This window comes from Microcoleus sp. S1D4 (assembly GCF_036700765.1).
Lineage (GTDB): Bacteria > Cyanobacteriota > Cyanobacteriia > Cyanobacteriales > Microcoleaceae > Microcoleus.
Map to the genome: position 1 here is coordinate 16,908 of NZ_JAUBPP010000023.1, position 20,668 is coordinate 37,575.

Below are 20,668 nucleotides of genomic sequence, written 5' to 3' on the forward strand. Positions count from 1 at the left end.
TTGTAGGTTGCGATCGCAACCTTTGAACAGCGGTAATAGTTGCATAAGTCCTGTGTCCTTATTCTCGACTAGACTAGGGTTAATTAGACAGTAACTGAGATTTTTTTAGGGTCAATGGTTTCGATCTCCGCGTGTGCCAAGTTTCAAATCACTGACAGGGCGGGTAAAACTAGATACAGTTTGAGGGGTGACAGTGCCGATTGGTGCCTACAACCAAGTCAAATGCAGTACCGGTTTAGTGTTTGATGTTACAGCCCCCATCGCCCCACACCCCCGCAACGATGCACGGGAACCGGAAGCGGTGTTGCACCAACCCCTACTCCCCTTTGACTGGGGGATGCCAGGGAGATCGAGACTCGACGAAAAGCCCTGCCGATCAAGGTTTTAGCTGATTGGGGTTTTGATGTCCAATATCTGTACGCGCCGGGGGGCGGAGTTTCTCGGCAAGTTTTAGAGTCTATGGAGTAGCTTATGATGGATGACGACGATCGCAAAGATTCACGCCGGGCCTCGGCTCAATCTTTTTTTCAGTCCTTGGATGAATTGTTCGATTATATAGAAACTGCCAACACAGAAGCGGCGCAGCCTCAGTCTCCGCAGCCTCAAACTAAGTCTGCTCCTCAGCCTTCGAGTCCGCCGAAGAAGGCTAAATCTGCGAAAATTAATTTGTCTGATTTTGAAGATGCGATCGCGGATTTGGAACAGTTTGTGCAGCAAAAACGCCAGAAACGCCCGGAATCTAATCAATAGCGCTCAAAATTTTTAAGCAATCACATCCGATCAATGACGGATGATAGAAGCTGGCGGGCGATCGCCCCGGTTGGATTTTGCCGTGCCGAGTGCGATCGGGCCAGCGGTTATACTGCGGTTAGTCTTTGTCTGTAAATTGTTGGGATAGGCGATCGAGTGCGGTGAATGTGGAGCGACTGACATAATTTATTGTTTGAGATAGTGAATTAGTAGCTGACAGCTATTAGCGATCGAATGTCCTACAACACATTCAACTATCTAACTGGTTATAAAAACAGACACAGATAGTGAAATTATTTCAAAGCATTTTTATCAGTAATATCATGTCCTGTCGATTACTATCACAAAAATAGTTCGATCTCGTGCGTCAGTCAGCGTCCGCAACATGAAAGCGTATGCAAGTCCGCACTACAAACGAATTTTACTATTGTTAGTTTGGCGACCGCGATATACTAGCATTAATAGCTCAATCGCTTAATTAATAAAATTTAAAATCTCCACTTCTGGATAACGGAGAATCGCTTTGATTTTTGATTTTTTAAAACTTACTGGAAGATAAATTATGCGATTAGGAAAGTAAGAATTCAGCAACGCCTCTTAAATCATTTCCTGTCGATTATCATCACAAAAACGGTTCGTAGTGCGGATACTGAAGCCCGCAAGCGCGATCGAATCTTATTGTTGTCAATCGACCGTAAACGATATTATTCCAAATCTGAGGAAATGTAGAAGCACTCTATTCGATTGTTACTTCACTATCTCAAATTCTGGGCTGTTCGTTTATATCAATTCCGGTTGCACTCCTCATGATGTTGACTGTTGACTGTTGACTGTTGACTGTTGACTGTTGACTGTTGACTGTTGACTGTTGACGGTGAATCGAACAACTGAAAATTGCACCGAGATAGGTGGTGACTTGTAAAAATCATTCATGAATTGCCCTCTAATTTATCACCTGACGATGCAGCCGGAAACGATATTACCTGCTTAATTCATCCCTCTACTCTGCAACGGCTCAAAGCTTTAGGGTGCAAGAAAAACAGCCCTGCTAGCGTGCAACTGCACCTTCACATATCAATACGCTTGGATTAAGTAGACAAAAGCGGTTGAAAGCGCGTCTGTACAAGCTTGGAGCCGAGGAGTCCGGGATGAATACCGGGCAGTTAAAATTAGGTTATTTTCTTCAGTCGCCTCCGCCGGACATCGTTTGTGCAAAGCTGGTTTCAACCGCCACCTACACCTGCACCGCATTGCTTCACATATTTTGATAATTCTTATAGGTAAATTTACGGATTTCGACAATTATTTAAGCTCTCCTGTACGGATGTAAAAAAACGCTTGTTACAGAAATGAAAAAATTAAAACTTACGTATCGATCGCCAAAAAGGGAGTTTTTACGAAAATACCCGTTGTTATCGGCAAATAAGGTAAAAAACGCGGTTTTTGTGTCTGAGTGCGTCTAGGAATAAAAAAAATATCGGAAAAATTTTCCGGATCGAAGTTATTGAGGATGAAATGTTTCTTATCGTGACAGAGAACTATAGCCCAACGCTGAAAGTTTCAGTCACTTCCAATCCTTAATTACTACCAAAAGAAAAGCTATGCCTACTTCTTTCAATGGTTCTTTGGGTCAAAGCACTAATTTCACCAGCGTCAATGACCTAATCACAAAATGGCCTACTGCTGCCCAGAATCAAGGCATTAAACTGTCTGGGGTAGCTTTTGATGGCGTCGAAACAGATTACCTCAATCCTCAAGCGATCGCCAATCTCACTTTACCAACGAATGAAAACCCTAAAAGTTGGTTGAGTTACGGCAGCACCCCTGGTATTGGTGTGCCATCCTCTTATAATGGTTGGTTCACCGATCCTAATAAAAATCGGGCGGAAATTAATTACGATCCGAACACCAGTCAATCTCAGGTACTGAAGCTGAAATGGGCAGAAGACCAAAATATTAATAGCGCGACGATCGACCTCAGCGCATTGAGTCCCAAAACTAACCCCGGACTCGGCGATCAAGGTAATGAAGTTGGTTTGCTGCAAATCTTTAATAATGGGACTCTCGTACCGGCCAGCAATTTTACGATTACTCGTCTAAACTCTCCCGCAGTCGTAAAACCCATTACTGTGGGTTCAGATGGAGTGACATTCACGGGCGATCGCACCGATGGCAATTTCAAATTCAAAATAGAAGCAAACCCTCTGAGCAACATTAGTTTTGACGAACTGCGGTTCTCAGCCAAAGCCTACGATACCCCCACCGCTGCCTACACCGCCACCTCTTTCAAAGACGATAGTTCCGACTACCTGCTGCGGAACATTGAATATCAAGGGACTCAAGATCCGGTTAGCCTTCAGTTTAGCGCTCCAACCTTCAGCGTCAACGAAGATGGAACGCCCGTTGCAGCCGTGACAGTCACTCGCACAGGTAGCAGCGCCGGCACCGCCTCAGCTACCGTGAACCTCACCAATGGTACTGCTACAGCCCCTGCTGATTACGCCAATACTGCCATCCCTGTCAATTTTGCCGCAGGGGATTCTACACCCAAGACGATCGTCGTTCCTATTGTCGATGACGCTTTGGTGGAAGGTAACGAAACCGTCAACTTAAGCTTGACCAATCCCACCGGCACCAGCCGTGTCAGCTTGGGAACGCAAAGTGCCGCGACTTTGAACATTGTAGACAATGACGCTGCTGTCCCTGTCGGCACCCTGCAATTTAGCGCTCCAACCTTCAGCGTCAACGAAGATGGAACGCCCGTTGCAGCCGTGACAGTCACTCGCACAGGTAGCAGCACCGCTGCCGCCTCAGCTACCGTGAACCTCACCAATGGTACTGCTACAGCCCCTGCTGATTACGCCAATACTGCCATCCCTGTCAATTTTGCCGCAGGGGATTCTACACCCAAGACGATCGTCGTTCCTATTGTCGATGACGCTTTGGTGGAAGGTAACGAAACCGTCAACTTAAGCTTGACCAATCCGACAGGTGCCACGATTGGAACGCAAAGTACCGCCACTTTGAACATCGTAGACAATGACGCTGCTGTCCCGACCAGCACCCTGCAATTTAGCGCCCCCACCTTCAGAATCAGAGAAGATGGAACCGCCGTTTCAGCTGTAACAGTCACTCGTACTGGCAGTAGTGTGGCTGCTGTCTCAGCGACGGTGAGCTTGGCTGATGGTACTGCTACAGCCCCTGCTGACTACGCCAATAGTCCGATCGTTGTCAATTTTGCCGCTGGCGATTCTACACCCAAAACGATCGATATTCCGATCGTCAACGATACTTTGTTCGAGGGTAACGAAACTGTCAATTTAAGTTTGATTAACCCGACAGGTAATGCCACGATTGGAACCCAAAGTACCGCCGTTACGACCATCGTAGACAATGACAGCACCCTGCAATTTAGTTCCCCTACCTTTAGTGTCAACGAAGATGGAACGCCGATCGCAGCCGTGACAGTCACTCGCACTGGTGTAACCTCTGGTACAGTCTCAGCCACCGTCAGCTTAACCGATGGTACTGCTACAGCCCCTGCTGACTACAATGCTAATGCGATCGTTGTTAATTTTGCCCCTGGCGATTCTGCACCCAAGACGGTCAATATTCCGATCGTCAACGATACTTTGTTGGAGAGTAACGAAACTGTCAATTTAAGTTTGGGCAGCCCGACAGGGAATGCCTCGATTGGAACCCAAAGTAGCGCCACTTTGGACATCATAGACAATGACAGCACCCTGCAATTTAGTGCTCCTACCTTCAGGATCAGAGAAAATGGAACGGCCGTTGCAGCCGTGACAGTCACTCGCACTGGCAGTAGTACCGGTGCAGTTTCAGCTACCGTGAACCTCAGTAATGGTACTGCTGTTGCCCCTGCTGACTACGACAATACTGCCATCCCTGTCAATTTTGCCGCTGGGGATTCTGCACCCAAGATAGTCAATATTCCCATTATCGATGACACTTTGGTGGAGGGTAACGAAACTATCAATTTAAGTTTGGTTAACCCGACCGGCAATGCCACGATTGGAACCCAAGGTACCGCCGTTACGACGATCGTAGACAATGACAGCACCCTGCAATTCAGCGCCCCGTTCTTCAGTGTCAACGAAAATGGAACGCCTGTTTCAGCAGTGACAGTCACTCGTACTGGTAGTGCTGTCGGTGCAGTCTCAGCGACGGTGAGCTTGTCCGATGGTACTGCTACAGCCGGCCTTGATTACACTAATGGTTTGATCGCTGTCAATTTTGGCAATGGGGATTTAGTACCCAAAACCATCACCATTCCCATTTTCGATGACACTTTATTTGAGGGTGACGAAACTCTCGGTTTAACTTTGGTTAGCCCTATAGGCGCCACAATTGGAAACCAAAGCAGCACGGTTTTGAGCATCATAGACAATGATACTGCACCTGCTCCTGCTCCTGCTCCGATCGCTGGTACCTTAACTGCATCTAGCCTTGTCTTCGACGATCCAATTACTAACTTTGCTGCGGCTAATGCGAACAACCAAGTTAGCAATGGCGGGCAAAATGCGATTCCCTTGCAGGGCAGTACCGATATTCAGAACGGGGATTGGATGAGCAATTTCACCAACTCTTTGGGCCGAATGGCGATGGCAAGCCCAGGAACTTCCTCTGACGTCGGGATTAATTCCACTAACTCGATCGGCAATTTCGGTACCACAGATAATTGGTTGAATTTACCCAAAGAGCCGATTATGGGCAGCAGTGCCCCGAATCTATTGCTGGCTTAGATGGTAGTTTGGTCGCCTTTAACCAATTTGCTCAGTGCGTTTTTTGACTAGCGATTTGCGTTACTAAGTCTTAAACATTGGTGATAACTTTTAAAGTTGTCACCAATGTCAAGTGGGAGAGGCAGACAGATTTAAATGCTGCCTCATCCTCGCTTGATAATGATATTTGGAGTTGAGACTAAACAACTCTTGTATGAATTTTTGATTTACAGGAAAACCGCTGATGAACGTTGCTGAACGCAGATAATTTGAAAATAGTTGATGAATGAATGAATGCAATTGCTCGTCCAATCAAGCCCCGTAAATTAGTTAAATTTATTATGAATAACTTTGTTTTTGGGCTTAGACTGGTGCGGTAATTGCCTCGATCGCACTTCAATAGCTCGATCGCCCGCATCACTCAAAGGCCACTCCAACTCATCAATATCGTTATCATTGCGGAACTTCTTCACCCGAATATCAGCACCGTTGATAATCGCCCCCAACAGCCGTGGCCCAGATTTATGCGAATCCTCGTCGTCAAATTCCATCAACTGATCCGCAGCTTCAGACAACATACTAGCCAGAGTATAACCAGCCCGCGCCACCAAAATTATACCGTCCGTGTACGGTTCCAGCGTCAACGCATCATTGCACTCGCTCAACGCCGGAGAATCCACAACCACAAAATCAAAGCGATTGCGAACATCCTCGAACAATCTCCGCATTTCACTCGATTCGAGTACCGCCGAAGCCTGCCGCAAATAGCCCGGACTCGGCACAACATACAGGTTTTCCACATCTGGAACCAAATGGACGCACTCGCTCATATTGGCGTAATAGTGCAAAGGTTCCACCGCCGCTAGAGGATCAGTAGCGATTCTCAAAGATTCTACCTTGGAAGCCGATCGCAAATCTGCTTCAATTAATAAAGTCCGTTTGCCCGATCGAGCCGAGGCAATTGCCAAATTGTAAGCACTAAAACTCTTTCCCTCCAAAGGAGCTGCAGAAGTCAGCAACACTACCTTCACCGGACTTTCGCCAATTCGACGCAAATTAGTCCGCAACCGCTCGTAAAACTCCAAATAGGGCGAATTGGGTTCCAAAGCCAGAGGCATATCATCCTCGTAGGAATCAAACACGATCGCTTCAGGCAAAACTGCCAGTACCGGCACCTCTTTTTCCACCAAAGCCGCCCGCACTTCTTCCCAACTGTAAAACTTGCCGTTGAGCATCCCCAACAAAAATATCAACCCACCGCCCAGCAGCAATCCTACAAATCCCCCCACCGCCAACATCACCAGTAAACCTCTCTTGTTTGAGTCAACATCATCAGTTTTGGGAAGCTGGGCGATTCTCAAACTCCCCGTTGTCTCCGCTACCGCCGCTTGAGCGTCTACCAAAGCTGACTGCATCTTGTCATAGAGAGCTTTTTTGAACCCCACTTGCTGGATCAGCCGCGCTTGTTCTAACTGCTTGTTGGGAATTGTGGCGTGTTCTAAGCGCAATAGTTGTTCAGTTTTTTCGACTCCTTTGATTTGCTGTTGCACCATTTCCCGCTGGGTTTGCAAAGTAATCAAATTTTGAGCTAACTGTTGTCTGGCGGGATCTAAAGAAGAGTCTATCCGAATGCGATCGGTACTTCTGAGCGGTGCCGCCACCCCGTTACCGCCGAGCACCTCAGATTGTCGCTGCTGCAACTGTTCGTCAAAAGCTTGTTTTTGTTTGAGCAATTCTACAATTTTCGGGTGTTCTTCCTGCAAGTCGCTACGGAGAATTTTGAGCTGAGATTCGATCGAGAATAGTTGCACTCGCAGTTGTGCAATAATTGGATCTGCAGAAAGTGCTTGGGCGACGTAAGCTTGCTCCACATTCAATCCCAAGCGATCCTGCAAGCTATTAATTTGAGCTTCAATTCCTCCCAACTGCACGCGGAGTTGCCGCTGCAGCTGTTGGCTGCCGGTAATCGCTTGCGGCAGCGTACCGTTCTGAGCTGCTAAAATTGAAGTCCCTTCTCGTTTTTCGTAGGCTTCTAGTTTTGCTTCCGTCTCTCTGAGTTCCTGAGTTACTTTCGGCAAGCGTTCTTGAATTTGGGCGATCGTTTCTCGCAATCTAGAAGTATTAATATCTTGGCTGCGCTCCACCATTGCGTTCATCAGCACCTCCAGTACCTCTTCTGCTGTTGTGCGATCGGCATTTTTGTACAATATTTGAATCAAAGCGCTGGGGTCATTATTCTTAATCGGCATCTTGATCTGCACCTTGTCTGCCAGCTTTTTAGTCAAAACTTGTACTTTTTTTTCCGTTTCTTTTGGATTGACTATTGCTGCTACTTTTGTGTTTGGTTTTTTTTGGGCTTTGATGAGTTTTTCTGCTGCTGGTTTAATCACATTTTCTTGATCCAGCAGCATATCTTTAGTTATTTCTTGTCCTTCCTGTTGAATTTTAGTAGTAGTCGATGAAAAAATCACGCTCGGCCTGCGGTATGCCAGCGTACCGGAAGCAACGTAAACCGGCGCGGGAGTTGGCGGCAAAGCCACTACTCCCGACACGCCCACAGTCGTCGCCAGAGTAGCCAGTCCCACCCACTTGTATTGGTCGAAAGCAATTAAATAACGTTTTACAACGGATAAAGTCATAATGATTGTTGACTGTTGACTGTTGACTGTTGACTGTTGACTGTTGACTGTTGACTGTTGACTGTTGACTGTTAACTGTTGACTGTTAGAAATTAAAATTTAATAACTTAAGCGATTGTTCGTTACTTTCGCTCTGCCTGGTAATGCTTCTGGGGCGAGGAAGAGCCTCCTTTGAGGAAGGCAACTTACAGGAGATAGGACTGTAGGAGATGTTTCAGTTATTAAGTTTTCGATCCTAACTGCTGATTGTTGACTGTTAACTGTTAAGTGCTGACTGTTAACTGTTAACTGTTTATTTTGAGGAAATCATAACTAATAACTAATAACCATCACTAATATAGCGGTTCTCACAAAAGTGAGGTATGCCCAATGCCCAATCAATGCCCAATGCCCAATGCCCAATGCCCAATGCCCAATGCCCAATGCCCAATGCCCAATGACTACCTATTATTAGGTGATGGGCCGAATAGATTTGTTACCCCATTTCTTAACTGATCGAAGAACAGAATAAAACCCAAAATATCGCGGAACGGTCGAGTAAAAGTATTGATTACATAACCAAGGCGCTCTACCAGATTCCTACCGATTACGATCACATCATTATCTTCGAGCATCGGGTTCTCAGAAACATTGCCCTCCAAAGCAGCTTTAGCATCTATCTTGCGGTTGATAGCTCTACCTTGTTTTTGGTCGAACCGAATCAAGGCCATTTTCCGCAAGTCAGCTAGATTTACAGGTAAGTTGTTGATAGCATCCAAAAACTTGCTGCCATTTTCTAGGTAGAACGAAGTCAAACTACCACTAGCGTAACTCAAAACTCGAACGTAGATCCTGGGCTTAATCAAGGTAGACCGCGCCACCAGAGCTTTGTCGTAGTCTAGGTTTTTGGTACTAGCGTCCAGTTCCGGGATGACAATTACATCTCCCGAGGCTAAAGGAAAATCGAACAAATCCTGAGCGTTGGCTAGGGGAGTGTAGAGGTCGATGGGTTCATCCACTGAGGAGCCGTCCACCAGCGTCCGCCGCACTCGCACCTCGCGCAAATCGGCTTTTCCCGTGACTCCCCCCGCAATCACCAAAGCAGCGGAAATTCGACCGGAACCAGCCGGAAGCGTGTAAAAACCAGGTTTGCTGACTTCTCCGGTGACGGTGATTTGGACGGGAAGGGCGGCAGCGGCTAGGCTGTACCTGGATACTAAATCTCGATCGGACTTGCGATCGGCTGTAATCTGTTTATACGGTACGACGATCGCATCTCCATCTTCCAAACGCAAATCTGGCGGAGCAATACCAGTTTGCAGCGGTGTCAAAATATCAACAACTTGCTCCGCCACTTCCCCCCCCGGCAGAGTCCGCCGCACCCGCACCGCCCGCAGTTCGGCCGTAGGATTAGTCCCCGCAGCAGCCGCCAAAGCCGCCGGAAGTTGCGGGGTTTGCAGCGGATAAAAACCAGGTCTCGCCACTTCCCCCGTCACCGTCACCACTACCGGGCGCTGAACCAGCAAAGCACTCGATACTTGAGGATTTTTGATAAATTGGGCAAAGCGCTCGCGGAGTCGCTGCTGTGATTCTTCGACAGTCAAACCGCGCAAATTTACTGAGCCAATCAGTGGCAGTACAATTATCCCTTCAGGGCTGATAGCACCTGTAAAATTCAGCTCTGGGAAGCGCTGAACTTGAACCGAAATCTGGTCTCCAGGGCCTAGGCGGTAAGGCCGATTCCGAAAAGCTGGGTTAATTTGCCGGTTGAAGTTGGCTGGCGGCGGCGGTACGCGCAGTGGTGGCGGCGGCACCAACTGTTCTGCACTAGGAACAACGGATTGAGCTAAAGCCGTTTCGGGAAAAATTTTGCCGTTAAAGCCCCAGAATACAGCAGCAAAAGATAGAGTCCAAGCTGTTGAGTGCAGACCAGCCAAGGAAAAAGCAACGCGATTTTTAATTGTAAATTTTTCCCGCATTTTTATTGGCAGATAAAATCTCGTATTATTTGGAATAATATCCTGTCCGGTCGATCTAAAATTAGTTCGTAGTGCGGTTTAGTCCGCAATCCGGTCGCTGACACTGACTGGCGCACGCGCGATCCTACTGTTTTTGTTATGGTAAGCGATCGGAGATGATATAATTAGTTGTTTTTTTAAATTTCATTTTGGTTTGGCAAATCTCAACTATTTTTTTTTCTTGATACCAAATCAATTGAAATTGCTTGATTCTTCTAGCCCGCAGAGGCGGTGTTTGTTTGTATAAAAGCGATTTCAATCGCACTCTTGATTAAACTCAGAAAGTTTCTGCCATTAATTGAGCTTGAACAGTTTGACTCAGAGATTCCAGCAGCGGTTCAACTATCTTAATCTCGCTTTGCGCTTCAATGGGAAGGATGATACTGACAGCAACCCAAGAGGCGCGGCGGTTCGACAGTCTCGCCATACTGTCTTCCCAAAACCAGCGGCTGGTTGCTGGAGAACCTCCGTTAGGCCAAGCGTACCACTGCACGACCGCAAAAGTTTGTTGGGGAGTCCAACTTCGGAAAAACCGAGCCTCGATGGTAGATGGCGGCTTGTCGGGTGTTGTCGCTAATTTAACTTTAAACCTCAAAGTGCGATGAGAGTCTGTTTGCCATCGGTGAAATCCATCGATATCTAGCCATTCTACTTGGGGCTGGTTTTTGGGGTCGTTTTGAGGCAACAGCAATAAAATAGCTATTGTTTGATGATTTTTAATTTCTTGAACTAACCACCTGTGACCGCCAATTACGACGTTATTCTGGAGGCGGGTCTCTTTCCAGCCGGGAAGTGTCATCCCGTTTTGGCGCAAACTTTTTAATTGCTTGAGGTTTGCAAGAATTGGTTGGTTTGTCCAAGGCCAATTTCCCGTCGCGTAGCCGGGAATTGCTACCGCCCCAACCAATATCAACAAAAATACCAGTACCACAATTTTTGATAATTGGTAACGCTGCAGTAGTTTCTGTGCTGAAATTATTTGTTTCATCAATTGCCATACTGGTTTGGGGAATACTTTTCCATGCCGTTGAGGAGAAGTACCAATAAACCTAGTATACAAGCAGAGTACAAGTCTCCGCCCCATCCGGCGTGCAGCCAATTAAAAAGCGTCTCTCTCTCGGTTCCGTGAAAGTAAGTTAGCAATGTGTTGCGGAGAATGTTGGAAGTGATGCTAATGATAGATGTAGCTACTAAAAACAAAAGGCTTTTTTTGTAGGAACTCCAAACTCCCGTCCAATCTAGCAGAATTAAGCTGACGTAAAGACTGGTAAACAGCATTTTTAAGCCGGCACAGTGGGGCGCAACTTCTACAATGCGATTGTTGACGTAGAGATAAATTTCTTCTACTCTGACGTTGAGGCCTACTTTAATTAAGATTAAACCTGATGCCTCAGCAATGAAGTGTTGCAGCGGCAATGCGTAGGGTTCTATGAGGTAAGGAATGTGGTTTGGTGATGCCAGGAATACGAATAAAAGTGGCTTTCCCTGCAATTTTAAGCCGGCGATTCCTTTTAAGCACAGGCAAATCCCGGCCAGCATTAATGGGAGTGATAAATTCACTAAATCGCTTAAGCGACTCAGATAAAAAAGTGTCGCTATTACCAGCAAAAAGCTTCCTAAAGGATGCGGGGTGTTGGGCAAGCGCAGCCAGCACTTTCGGTTCGTCCAAGCAATATAAGCTGCGTAGGGCAAACCAATTATTCCGTGGCTGAAATATTCGTGTTCGATGTTGATGTTTTTGTTGAACCAACCGTCGTACCAGTGTACTAGCAGGGGGGCGTACAGCAGCACTAGGAGGATCGCGATTTCTTCGCCCAAAAGGTATCGCTTGAAAATAATCTGAATTCTGCGCTGGATGTGCATAATTTGAGAGGTTTTGATATTGCCGCGCTGGGTTGGCAATGGGAAAGCGGTTGGGGATTGTGAGTTAAATATTTGTTAATTTTTGACATCAGGCATTAATATAGCCTTTCTCACAAAGGTACGGATTTTTGATATTGGTTGGTGCCGGATGTGAGTTGATTTTGATCTTGAATGCTTTGATAACTGCACTCTACTGGTGTAAACACTTTTAGCATAACTTGATATTAACAATTAGCAATTCAACGATCGCCCGATCGCCTGTACAACCTGTTCGATCTGAGTATTGCTCAATCCGGGATACATTGGCAATGATAAAATTTGTTGGCACAGGGTTTCTGCGTGGGGGAAGTCGCCCGGATTGCCTAAGTTTTGGTAGGCTGGTTGCAGGTGGCAGGGTACGGGATAGTGGATGCCTGTTTCAATCCCTTCTTGGGCGAGTTTTTGCTGGAGGGTATTGCGGTCGATCCTCTTCGTTGGCGCAGCCCCCGTAGGGGCGGGCTTCGCTAACGGGCTTTTCTCAGTAATTTGGATCGCATAGATGTGATAAATGTGACCGCTGCTGCTGTGATTGGCGATCGGTACAATGCCTTTGTGTTTCAGCGGCTCTAATAAAGTATTGTAATGTTGGGCGGCTAAGTTGCGATCGCGATTCCATTTTTCTAAGTATGGCAATTTAACATTGAGTATGGCCGCTTGCAAATTGTCGAGGCGGCTGTTGGTGCCAATTTCTGTATGTAAATATTTGCTAAGAGCTCCGTAATTGCGGAAAGTACGCATGGTTTTTGCGAGATCTGCATCGTTAGTAATTAACATCCCGCCGTCGCCAAAACAGCCGAGGTTTTTGCTGGGATAAAAGCTGAAGGCTGCTGCTTTCCCAAAGGAACCCGCGCGGTATCCTTCTCTTTCGGCTAAGTGCGCTTGGGCGGCATCTTCAAAAATTATTAAGTTGTGGCGGTTGGCAAAATCTAAAAGCTGACTGGGCGATACCATTTGACCGTAGAGATGTACGGGAATAATTGCTTTAGTTTTCGAGGTAATTGCTGTTTCGGCTGCTGTGAGGTCAATCAGGGCAGTTTCCGGGTCACAATCTACCAGGATAGGTATTGCTTTGGCTTGAATGACGGCGATGATGGTGGCGATAAATGTGTTGGCGGGTACGATAATCTCGTCGCCCGGATTAATGCCGCAAGCTTGGAGTCCCAGGGCGATCGCATCTGTTCCGCAAGCCACTCCTACGCCGTATTTTACTCCTGAAGCTGCTGCAAATGCTGTTTCAAATTCGGCGAGTGCTTGGCCTAAAATAAAATCTCCTTGCTCGATAATTTTTCCAATTGTTTCTGTTATTTGAGATTGGATTGGTTGGTGTTGCAGGGAGAGGTTGACAAATGGAACTTTTGGCGGGCGACTACTCATACATCAGAGGAATACTAATTATTTATATTAACATTTAAGTGCGGAGATTTTTTTAAGATTTTTAACCGCAGAGGGCGCAGAGGAAAAGAGGAAGAGAGGAGAAAGCCGATCGCAGTTTTTGGGAGTTGTCAATTAAATCAAGGTTTTTCGGTAATATAGATAGAATGAGATAATTTTGCAGCAATCGAAATAATCATGGAATACAAAAAACTCGGCAACAGCGATTTATCAGTATCTGAAATTTGTTTGGGTACGATGACTTACGGCCAGCAGAACACCGTTGCAGAAGCGGCGCAACAGCTCGATTTGGCAATTTCCAAAGGAATCAACTTTATCGATACGGCCGAAATGTATCCGGTGCCGGGAAAACCGGAAACTCAGGGAAAAACCGAGGAATATATCGGGGAATGGTTGGCGAAACAGCAGCGGGATAAGCTTATTATAGCGACGAAAGTGGCGGGCAGAAGCACTCGGTTAAAGTGGATTCGGGAAGGGAAAAATCAGATCGATCGCCCAAATGTCGAAAAAGCCCTGAATGACAGCCTGAAGCGCTTGCAAACAGACTACATCGACCTCTATCAGATCCACTGGCCCGATCGCTACGTACCGCTATTTGGCGCGCCGGACTACGATATTACTCAAGAACACGAAACTGTACCAATTTTGGAACAGTTAGAGGTGTTTGCTGACTTAATTAAAGCTGGTAAAATCCGCTATTTGGGTTTGAGCAATGAAACGCCTTGGGGAGTTTGCGAGTTTTGCGAATTGGCCGAAAAACACGGTTTGCCGAAAGTTGTTTCGATTCAAAATGCTTTTAGTTTGAGCAATCGGACTTTTCACATGAATTTGGCAGAAACTTGCCGTTTTAAAAATGTGGGATTGATGGCTTACAGTCCTTTGGCTTTTGGAATTTTAACGGGTAAATACTTGAACGGAATTCCCGAAAATTCGCGGCTGGCTTTGTTTGCTGGATTCGGTCAGCGTTACGATAAAACTAATCTGAATGATGCGGTGAAAGCGTATATTGAGATTGCGCGCAAACACGGTTTGACTCCGGCGCAGATGGCTTTGGCTTATGTGCGATCGCGCTGGTTTGTGAGTAGCACTATTATCGGTGCAACTAGCCTCGCGCAACTTGAAGAAAATCTCAGCAGTTTGGATGTGACGCTTTCTGAAGAGATTGTAGCAGAAATTAATTCTGTGCACGCTAAGTATCCGAATCCGACGCCTTAATTCTAATTTGTAGGTTGGGTTGAGGAAGCGAACCCTAGGTTTCACTTAGCCCAACTTACTACTTTTTTAATATCGTGTCTGTGGTTTATGGTTATCCTGTAGATTGTTCAAGTTTGGGACTTCGTGCTGGGAAAAGCAGTTTAAATGCGATCGCGCTTAAGTATTAGATGCGTTTAGAGGGTTTCTGACTGAAGTGATGCAGCTAGCGGTAGATAAGGGTTTCATCACAGCCAAGGAGAAGCTGGAGTTTGTTACTCCGGCTTTTTTTGCGGGTAATACCGATGCTGTGGCGATCGGGCAGTAGTTTGTTTGGGTGGTGTGAAGGGCGATCGGTCTTTTTTTTATATTTCTGAAACCCTTGCCCTATCTGCCCGCGATCGATTCAATCGGGGTCTAATTCTTAATAGATATGTAGGTTGAGTTGGCACCCATTTTATCCATAACGCGGTAGACTGCGCTATTCAAGCCTATTAGATTAAAGCGGCATCGGATGTCGGCAAATTGAGGTTTAGTTAGCACCCATTTTATCCATAACCGGGTACACCAGGCTATTCAAGCATATTAGATTAAAGCGGCATCGGATGTCGGCAATCGGATGTTTAAATCTCCGTAATAAAGAAAACAAACGGTCTTATTGCTCGCTTGACAACTAACCGCACATCATATATTCTTAAAATACAAGCTCAAACAAAACTTCCTCACATTCCCAAGTGTAAGAAAGACAACGCTTTAATGTCTTGTAGTTTTTGCAATAGCAAATCATATCTGATACGGAAAAGGCCCGCCTGAAGTAACGATTCAGACAGAGGCCTTGCTTTAGCTAGCGAACTCACTGTGGTTTGACATCTCAACTTCAGACCACCACAAGTCAACGTAACTTTTGAAATATATGTCCCATAATTATACTCCACAATGCGAGTCGTTGTACACCAACCTTCAGCGGACTAAGAAAACCCTCTCTGTTTTGGCGGAGTCACACCGCGCTTTGGCGAAGTCGAACCGCGCTTTGGCGCAGTGGAACCGCAGTCTGCTTGAGGAAAACGAAGCAAAGGATGAAACTATCAAAGCTAAGGATAAAACTATCCAATCCTTTGAGCAAAAAGTCCTTGAACAGCAACAAGAAATAGATGACTTGAGGCGCGAACGTGATTGGCAGCCAAATGACTGGGATAACAATGGTTTATCAAAAGCCGACTCCTTGGAACGCGAATATGCAGCAGATAGACTAGGAATCTGATAGAAAGTCCGATCGCCCTTTCCATTCATAAAATAGGATAATGGTAAAGGGCGATCGCACTTCACCCTAAAATCTTTCTCAACTAAACCCATGAGCACAATTCGCTTACAACTAGCCGAATACTTGAAATGTCGAGGTTTCACCCCCGAAAACTTAGTCGAAGCTGTCGGCGAAACACTCAATCCTGAAACCGTATACCAACTGATCGAAAAAGCCGAAAAGCTCAACCATTTAGACTTATCCGTCCTCGCCGCTATTATAGATGGCTTGAGCAAACTCAATGGTTTTCCAGTTGGCATCCCAGAAGTGCTAATATTTTTTCCTGACATTTCCGAGGAAGCATTGGCAAAATCGCCTTGGCGTCAACTTTACCTCGTCGATAATGAAATTCCCCCCTATGATTGGGGAGATGTAGACCCGATGAAACTTGGTCAACCCGTGCGCTATATACCGGGAGTAGGTGCTGTTATTCTTGAAGACGAAAGGGTACAGCAATAAGCGTGGCTAATAGATTCACCATCCGCGATATTTTACTGGTTGATTTCCCTCCTCAAACGCCTGCACTGCACGAACAGCAAGGAATACGCCCTGCTGTAGTAGTGGGGAGGCCAAGCAACACAGGTACGATCCGTTTTGAACTTGTGATTGTTGTGCCGATTACCAGACAATCAGGAGATTGGACTGCACAAAATCCAATTTTATACCCAAGTCTTCAGGCTGGAGTGGGAAATCTAACCGCCGACTCGATAGTATTGCTGGATCAAGTACGCGCTGTAGATATCCGGCGAGTATTGCGGTATCTTGGCAGTTTAACCGCAGAAGAGTATCAGCCGATCGCAAATGGAATAAAAGCTATGTTTGGCTTTTAAATTATTCCTCCATTATCTAAACGTTTATCGCGCAAATGCTTAATGCGATTCCCTACGGGATAGATTCGCACGCGCGTACTTTTTGCTTTTTTTCCTGCAAAAACTCGGCAAAATCGCAGACTTCAGCCACTAAATCTTCAGGTAAATTATTTAAAACCGACAGTAAACGCTCTCGAACTCCCATCATTTCGCTAGCAGATTTTACTAATTGCAACTGATGCGGATAAACTGTTTCAACACCTATCGTTTCCATAAATGATTCTGGCTCATCCTGAGTTGCGGCAACAAAATCTCCGCCAACTTCTGCTTTCACCCAGCCGCCAAATAATTCGACTAAATAAGCTTCACCGTTTTTGAATACCTCAACAATTGTCCCGGCTGTTTGTGGCGGTGCAATCTCGCCATCAGCGAGGGCGACTGCTTCGGTTAAAGTCACTGCATCGAATAACTGAAATTTGCTCATTGCTGTCCAATCTTTAACCCGCGCAGGCGGGTTTTGTTTGTGTAGACGCGGTTTCAACCGCCGGGTTTAATGTCCCAATAGCTTATCCCGCAAATGCTTGATGCGATCGCGCAACTTACCAGCCTCCTCAAACTCCAACTTCTTCGCCGCCGCCTTCATCTGCGCCTCCAACCGCCCGATTAACTGAGGAATCTCATCCAAAGATAACTCATCAACCTGTTCGTAAACCTCCTCCAACTGCTGGGAATTCAGCTTGCGCGACACATCCAAAAATGCCAAAATCGCGTTAGTCGATCGCTTTTTCGCGATCGGCTGCGGCGTAATCCCGTGCATCTTATTGTACGCTAGCTGAATCCCCCGGCGGCGATCGGTTTCGTCGATCGCCTTAACCATACTATCAGTCAAATTATCCGCATACAAAATAGCCTGTCCTTGAACGTGCCGCGCCGCCCGCCCGATCGTTTGAATCAACGAACGTCCCGATCGCAAAAACCCCTCCTTATCCGCATCCAAAATTACCACCAGCGAAACTTCCGGCAAATCCAAACCTTCCCGCAGCAAGTTAACACCAATCAATACATCAAACTTACCATCCTGCAAATCTTGGATAATTTCAATGCGTTGAATTGACTGAATTTCCGAGTGCAAATACCGCACTCTAATTCCCCTTTCCTGCAAATATTCGGTTAAATCTTCCGCCATCCGCTTCGTTAAAGTCGTCACCAAAACTCGCTCGTCCCGACTTACTCTCTCCTTAATTTCCCCCAACAAATCATCTATTTGTCCTTCCGTCGGGCGCACGAAAATCGTCGGATCTATTACTCCCGTAGGGCGAATTACTTGCTCTGCAACTCTGCCTTCCGATATTTCCATTTCCCAATCACCAGGCGTAGCAGAAACAAAAATGCACTGATTCTCTTTTGCCCAGAATTCATCTGCTTTTAAAGGGCGGTTATCCGCAGCGCTCGGCAAACGAAAACCGTGTTCAATTAATACTTTTTTCCGCGCTTGGTCGCCGTTGTACATCCCCCGAATTTGCGGCACTGTGACGTGAGATTCATCTATCACCAACATCCAATCCTTCGGAAAATAATCAATCAAACATTCTGGCGGTTCCCCCGCATTTCTCCCTGCTAAATGCCGCGAATAATTTTCGACTCCGTTGCAGTATCCTACCTCGCGCAGCATTTCCAAATCGTAGCGGGTGCGCTGTTCTATTCGCTGAGCTTCTAAGAGTTTTCCATTTTTTTCAAATTCTGCCAGTCTGTCTTCTAATTCGAGTTCTATTCCTTGACAAGCAGCTTCTAATTTATCATCAGCAGTCACAAAGTGGCGGGCTGGATAAATATTTAAAGCAGTTGTACTTGCCATAATTTTACCAGTTACGGGGTCAACGTAGCGAATGGCATCAATTTCGTCGCCGAAGAATTCGACGCGAATAATTCTATCTTCGTAGGCGGGGCCGATTTCTACAACGTCGCCTTTGACGCGAAATTTGCCTCTGCCTAAATCGATGTCGTTGCGACTGTATTGGACGTTGACTAAATCTCGCAAAACTTGCCGCTGGTTGACTTCCATTCCTACTTGCAAAGGGATAGCAGCTTTTAGATATTCTGCGGGCATTCCCAAGCCGTAGATGCAGCTAATTGATGCTACGACAATTACGTCGCGGCGTTCAAAGAGCGATCGCGTGGCGGAGTGTCGCAGCATATCGATTTCATCGTTAATTGCTGCGGTTTTTTCTATGAATGTATCGGTGACGGCGATGTATGCTTCAGGTTGGTAGTAGTCGTAATAACTTACAAAGTATTCGACTGCATTGTTGGGGAAAAAATTGCGTAGTTCGTTGCACAGTTGAGCTGCCAAGGTTTTGTTGTGTGCTAGAACTAAGGTTGGTCTGCCGATTTTTTCAATAACCGAAGCAATGGAGAAGGTTTTGCCGGTACCTGTCGCGCCGAGTAAGGTTTGAAATCGATCGCCTGCTTCGATGCCTTTGACGAGTTGCTCGATCGCTAGCGGTTGGTCGCCTGTGGGCTGGAAGGGCGCTTGCAATTGAAAAGATGCTGCCGCAGTTACCATAGGAAAATGTAGCTATTACCAATAAATCTTAACAAAAATTGAGAGATTTGGCAATTTCGTTAAGAAAATAGTTAAACTTTGTAATACTATTTTAATCATCGGCCGCAATAGAAAGCAGAAAGCCCAGAAAAGCAGTTGTCCGAACCCAGCAATCAACCCCCAGCAATTAGCAAGGAAAAAAATTATGGCTCTCACACCCAAAGATAAAGTCAAAGCGAGCGCCCGCAACAAAGGCACTACCAAGGCCCTACCAGCCACCAGCGAAGGTCAATCAGCGGGCATCCAACTTTATCGCCCGCAACTCATGCATGATAACCGCCCCGTCGGCCCAGATGATTTTACCATCAGCGAGACAGTCTCGATATCGGGGAATCGCCCGATCGGCACCAGCACCCTGCACATCAGCGAAACTTACGGCATTGTAGGCAATCGCCCGGTGGAAGCCAGCGACTTGGAAGTAGTTGGTACAATGGGGAGACGCCCGATCGGCTCCAGCGCCATTCAAGTCAGCGAAATGTTCAGTATGTCCGGTGCTCGCCCAATTGGAGTAGGTACTCTGCACATTGACGAAATTTACTCCACAATGGGAGGAGACCGCCCCATTGCTTCAAATGAAATTGACGACAGCTCGACTTTAATGGGCTTCTTAGATTAATCAGTCATTAGTCATTAGTTATTGGTCATTGGTTTTTTACTGTTAACTAATGACTAATAAAACATTTGTAGGGAAATTGAGCGCGATCGCTATTGAGCAATTAAATCATCGAAAATGATTTATTTAACCGGGCAAATTTCCACAATATTTTCGCCATTTTTAAGTAGATCGACTGCATCAGGAAAAGCACCAGTGAAAATGCGTTGCAAATCTCTATTCGTAATGTTACCGCAGGTTAGCCAAAGAATTTGTGGTGGACTACCAAGGCGAATTAATAAATCCACAAAATCTCGATCCTTAGTTATGATAACTGTACCTAAGCCGTTGGTACGAGCCGCATTAAATATCTCAATATCCTGAGCATCCTGCAGCCCGAGCTCTTGCAATGTAACAGCGTTAACACCGAATGTTTGGGTTAACCATTTCGCCAAACTTGGAGGAAATTGAGCATTTAACCAGAAAATCATACTGCGATCCTGGGGAAATCTATGCTGAGAGATGCAAAAAGCAGACACGCTTGAATGTCTTCTGGTTCCAAATCGGGGAAATCAGCTAAAATCTCGCTAGCTGTTACATTATCTGCTAGAGTTTCTAAAATGTCTCTAACGCGAATTCTCATGCCGCGAATACAGGGGCGACCGCCACATTTACCAGGTGTTTGAGTAATCCTTTTAAGCAATGCAGTTCTATCAGTCATATCTTTAATTTCTCGTTTTCCGATCGATTAA

Annotated in this window: 17 protein-coding genes; 7 read left to right on the forward strand and 10 right to left on the reverse strand. The window is 46.1% G+C overall.

The features are described from left to right. Positions 1–471 precede the first annotated feature (471 nt). A complete protein-coding gene (locus QT998_RS21300; RefSeq protein WP_333090937.1) occupies positions 472–750 on the forward strand; it encodes a hypothetical protein in 279 nt (92 codons plus the stop codon). A gap of 30 nt (positions 751–780) precedes the next feature. Here the strand turns inward: QT998_RS21300 and QT998_RS21305 are convergent, their stop codons facing one another. Beyond that, the gene (locus tag QT998_RS21305) at positions 781–933 is read right to left on the reverse strand and encodes a hypothetical protein (RefSeq protein WP_333090935.1); all 153 of its coding nucleotides are present in this window, start codon (positions 931–933) and stop codon (positions 781–783) included. A 1,418-nt stretch (positions 934–2,351) separates the two neighbouring features. Between QT998_RS21305 and QT998_RS21310 the strand changes: the two genes are divergently transcribed. Further along, the gene (locus tag QT998_RS21310) at positions 2,352–5,513 is read left to right on the forward strand and encodes a beta strand repeat-containing protein (RefSeq protein WP_333117665.1); all 3,162 of its coding nucleotides are present in this window, start codon (positions 2,352–2,354) and stop codon (positions 5,511–5,513) included. Between the two features lie 305 nt (positions 5,514–5,818). Here QT998_RS21310 and QT998_RS21315 read toward each other — a convergent pair whose 3' ends face one another. From QT998_RS21315 to QT998_RS21335, 5 genes are all read right to left on the reverse strand, one after another. Next, positions 5,819–8,131 (reverse strand): GumC family protein, encoded by a 2,313-nt coding sequence (locus QT998_RS21315; RefSeq protein WP_333117667.1) that lies wholly within the window; start codon positions 8,129–8,131, stop codon positions 5,819–5,821. A 440-nt stretch (positions 8,132–8,571) separates the two neighbouring features. Then, complete coding sequence (locus QT998_RS21320; protein WP_333090931.1) at positions 8,572–10,089, reverse strand: polysaccharide biosynthesis/export family protein; 1,518 nt, start codon at positions 10,087–10,089, stop codon at positions 8,572–8,574. Positions 10,090–10,405: 316 nt separating this feature from the next. Beyond that, a complete protein-coding gene (locus tag QT998_RS21325) occupies positions 10,406–11,116 on the reverse strand; it encodes a cyanoexosortase B system-associated protein (RefSeq protein WP_333117669.1) in 711 nt (236 codons plus the stop codon). Then, on the reverse strand, positions 11,116–11,991 hold the full coding sequence (gene crtB / locus QT998_RS21330; protein WP_333117717.1) for a cyanoexosortase B: 876 nt from the start codon (positions 11,989–11,991) through the stop codon (positions 11,116–11,118). Before crtB ends, QT998_RS21325 begins: the two co-directional genes overlap by 1 nt. A 231-nt stretch (positions 11,992–12,222) precedes the next feature. Further along, positions 12,223–13,404 carry a DegT/DnrJ/EryC1/StrS family aminotransferase gene (locus QT998_RS21335; protein ID WP_333117670.1) on the reverse strand — a complete coding sequence of 394 codons (1,182 nt, stop codon included), beginning with the start codon at positions 13,402–13,404 and terminating at the stop codon, positions 12,223–12,225. A 195-nt stretch (positions 13,405–13,599) separates the two neighbouring features. Here QT998_RS21335 and QT998_RS21340 point away from each other — a divergent pair, with 195 nt between their 5' ends. From QT998_RS21340 to QT998_RS21355, 4 genes are all read left to right on the forward strand, one after another. Further along, positions 13,600–14,637 carry an NADP(H)-dependent aldo-keto reductase gene (locus QT998_RS21340; RefSeq protein WP_333117671.1) on the forward strand — a complete coding sequence of 346 codons (1,038 nt, stop codon included), beginning with the start codon at positions 13,600–13,602 and terminating at the stop codon, positions 14,635–14,637. 889 nt (positions 14,638–15,526) lie between these two features. Beyond that, complete coding sequence (locus QT998_RS21345; protein ID WP_333117673.1) at positions 15,527–15,874, forward strand: hypothetical protein; 348 nt, start codon at positions 15,527–15,529, stop codon at positions 15,872–15,874. 90 nt (positions 15,875–15,964) lie between these two features. Continuing rightward, positions 15,965–16,372 carry a hypothetical protein gene (locus QT998_RS21350; protein ID WP_333090920.1) on the forward strand — a complete coding sequence of 136 codons (408 nt, stop codon included), beginning with the start codon at positions 15,965–15,967 and terminating at the stop codon, positions 16,370–16,372. 2 nt (positions 16,373–16,374) lie between these two features. Next, positions 16,375–16,743, forward strand: coding sequence for a type II toxin-antitoxin system PemK/MazF family toxin (locus QT998_RS21355; protein ID WP_333090919.1), 369 nt, complete (start codon positions 16,375–16,377; stop codon positions 16,741–16,743). A gap of 52 nt (positions 16,744–16,795) precedes the next feature. On the opposite strand, the gene QT998_RS21360 is transcribed toward QT998_RS21355, so the two are convergent. Continuing rightward, positions 16,796–17,206: a DUF2281 domain-containing protein gene (locus tag QT998_RS21360; protein ID WP_333117675.1), complete on the reverse strand. Its 411-nt coding sequence runs from the start codon at positions 17,204–17,206 to the stop codon at positions 16,796–16,798. Between the two features lie 66 nt (positions 17,207–17,272). Next, positions 17,273–19,285 (reverse strand): excinuclease ABC subunit UvrB, encoded by a 2,013-nt coding sequence (gene uvrB / locus QT998_RS21365; RefSeq protein WP_333117678.1) that lies wholly within the window; start codon positions 19,283–19,285, stop codon positions 17,273–17,275. Between the two features lie 184 nt (positions 19,286–19,469). Between uvrB and QT998_RS21370 the strand changes: the two genes are divergently transcribed. Beyond that, entirely contained in the window at positions 19,470–19,940 is a 471-nt protein-coding gene (locus QT998_RS21370) for a hypothetical protein (protein WP_194009683.1), read from the forward strand. A 119-nt stretch (positions 19,941–20,059) separates the two neighbouring features. Here the strand turns inward: QT998_RS21370 and QT998_RS21375 are convergent, their stop codons facing one another. Next, entirely contained in the window at positions 20,060–20,407 is a 348-nt protein-coding gene (locus QT998_RS21375; protein WP_333090914.1) for a DUF5615 family PIN-like protein, read from the reverse strand. Further along, positions 20,404–20,637 carry a DUF433 domain-containing protein gene (locus QT998_RS21380; protein WP_333117680.1) on the reverse strand — a complete coding sequence of 78 codons (234 nt, stop codon included), beginning with the start codon at positions 20,635–20,637 and terminating at the stop codon, positions 20,404–20,406. The genes QT998_RS21375 and QT998_RS21380 overlap by 4 nt, the downstream gene beginning before the upstream one ends. Positions 20,638–20,668 lie beyond the last annotated feature (31 nt).

Excerpts from the sequence above, each read along its gene's own strand:
- QT998_RS21340 (WP_333117671.1), top strand. The coding sequence starts at position 13,600 with ATGGAATACAAAAAACTCGGCAACAGCGATTTATCAGTATCTGAAATT.
- QT998_RS21370 (WP_194009683.1), top strand. The coding sequence starts at position 19,470 with ATGGCTCTCACACCCAAAGATAAAGTCAAAGCGAGCGCCCGCAACAAA.
- QT998_RS21380 (WP_333117680.1), bottom strand. The coding sequence starts at position 20,637 with ATGACTGATAGAACTGCATTGCTTAAAAGGATTACTCAAACACCTGGT.
- QT998_RS21315 (WP_333117667.1), bottom strand. The coding sequence starts at position 8,131 with ATGACTTTATCCGTTGTAAAACGTTATTTAATTGCTTTCGACCAATAC.
- QT998_RS21300 (WP_333090937.1), top strand. The coding sequence starts at position 472 with ATGATGGATGACGACGATCGCAAAGATTCACGCCGGGCCTCGGCTCAA.
- QT998_RS21345 (WP_333117673.1), top strand. The coding sequence starts at position 15,527 with ATGTCCCATAATTATACTCCACAATGCGAGTCGTTGTACACCAACCTT.
- QT998_RS21325 (WP_333117669.1), bottom strand. The coding sequence starts at position 11,116 with ATGAAACAAATAATTTCAGCACAGAAACTACTGCAGCGTTACCAATTA.
- QT998_RS21335 (WP_333117670.1), bottom strand. The coding sequence starts at position 13,404 with ATGAGTAGTCGCCCGCCAAAAGTTCCATTTGTCAACCTCTCCCTGCAA.
- QT998_RS21305 (WP_333090935.1), bottom strand. The coding sequence starts at position 933 with ATGTCAGTCGCTCCACATTCACCGCACTCGATCGCCTATCCCAACAAT.
- QT998_RS21350 (WP_333090920.1), top strand. The coding sequence starts at position 15,965 with ATGAGCACAATTCGCTTACAACTAGCCGAATACTTGAAATGTCGAGGT.
- QT998_RS21310 (WP_333117665.1), top strand. The coding sequence starts at position 2,352 with ATGCCTACTTCTTTCAATGGTTCTTTGGGTCAAAGCACTAATTTCACC.
- QT998_RS21375 (WP_333090914.1), bottom strand. The coding sequence starts at position 20,407 with ATGATTTTCTGGTTAAATGCTCAATTTCCTCCAAGTTTGGCGAAATGG.
- uvrB (WP_333117678.1), bottom strand. The coding sequence starts at position 19,285 with ATGGTAACTGCGGCAGCATCTTTTCAATTGCAAGCGCCCTTCCAGCCC.
- QT998_RS21360 (WP_333117675.1), bottom strand. The coding sequence starts at position 17,206 with ATGAGCAAATTTCAGTTATTCGATGCAGTGACTTTAACCGAAGCAGTC.
- QT998_RS21320 (WP_333090931.1), bottom strand. The coding sequence starts at position 10,089 with ATGCGGGAAAAATTTACAATTAAAAATCGCGTTGCTTTTTCCTTGGCT.
- crtB (WP_333117717.1), bottom strand. The coding sequence starts at position 11,991 with ATGCACATCCAGCGCAGAATTCAGATTATTTTCAAGCGATACCTTTTG.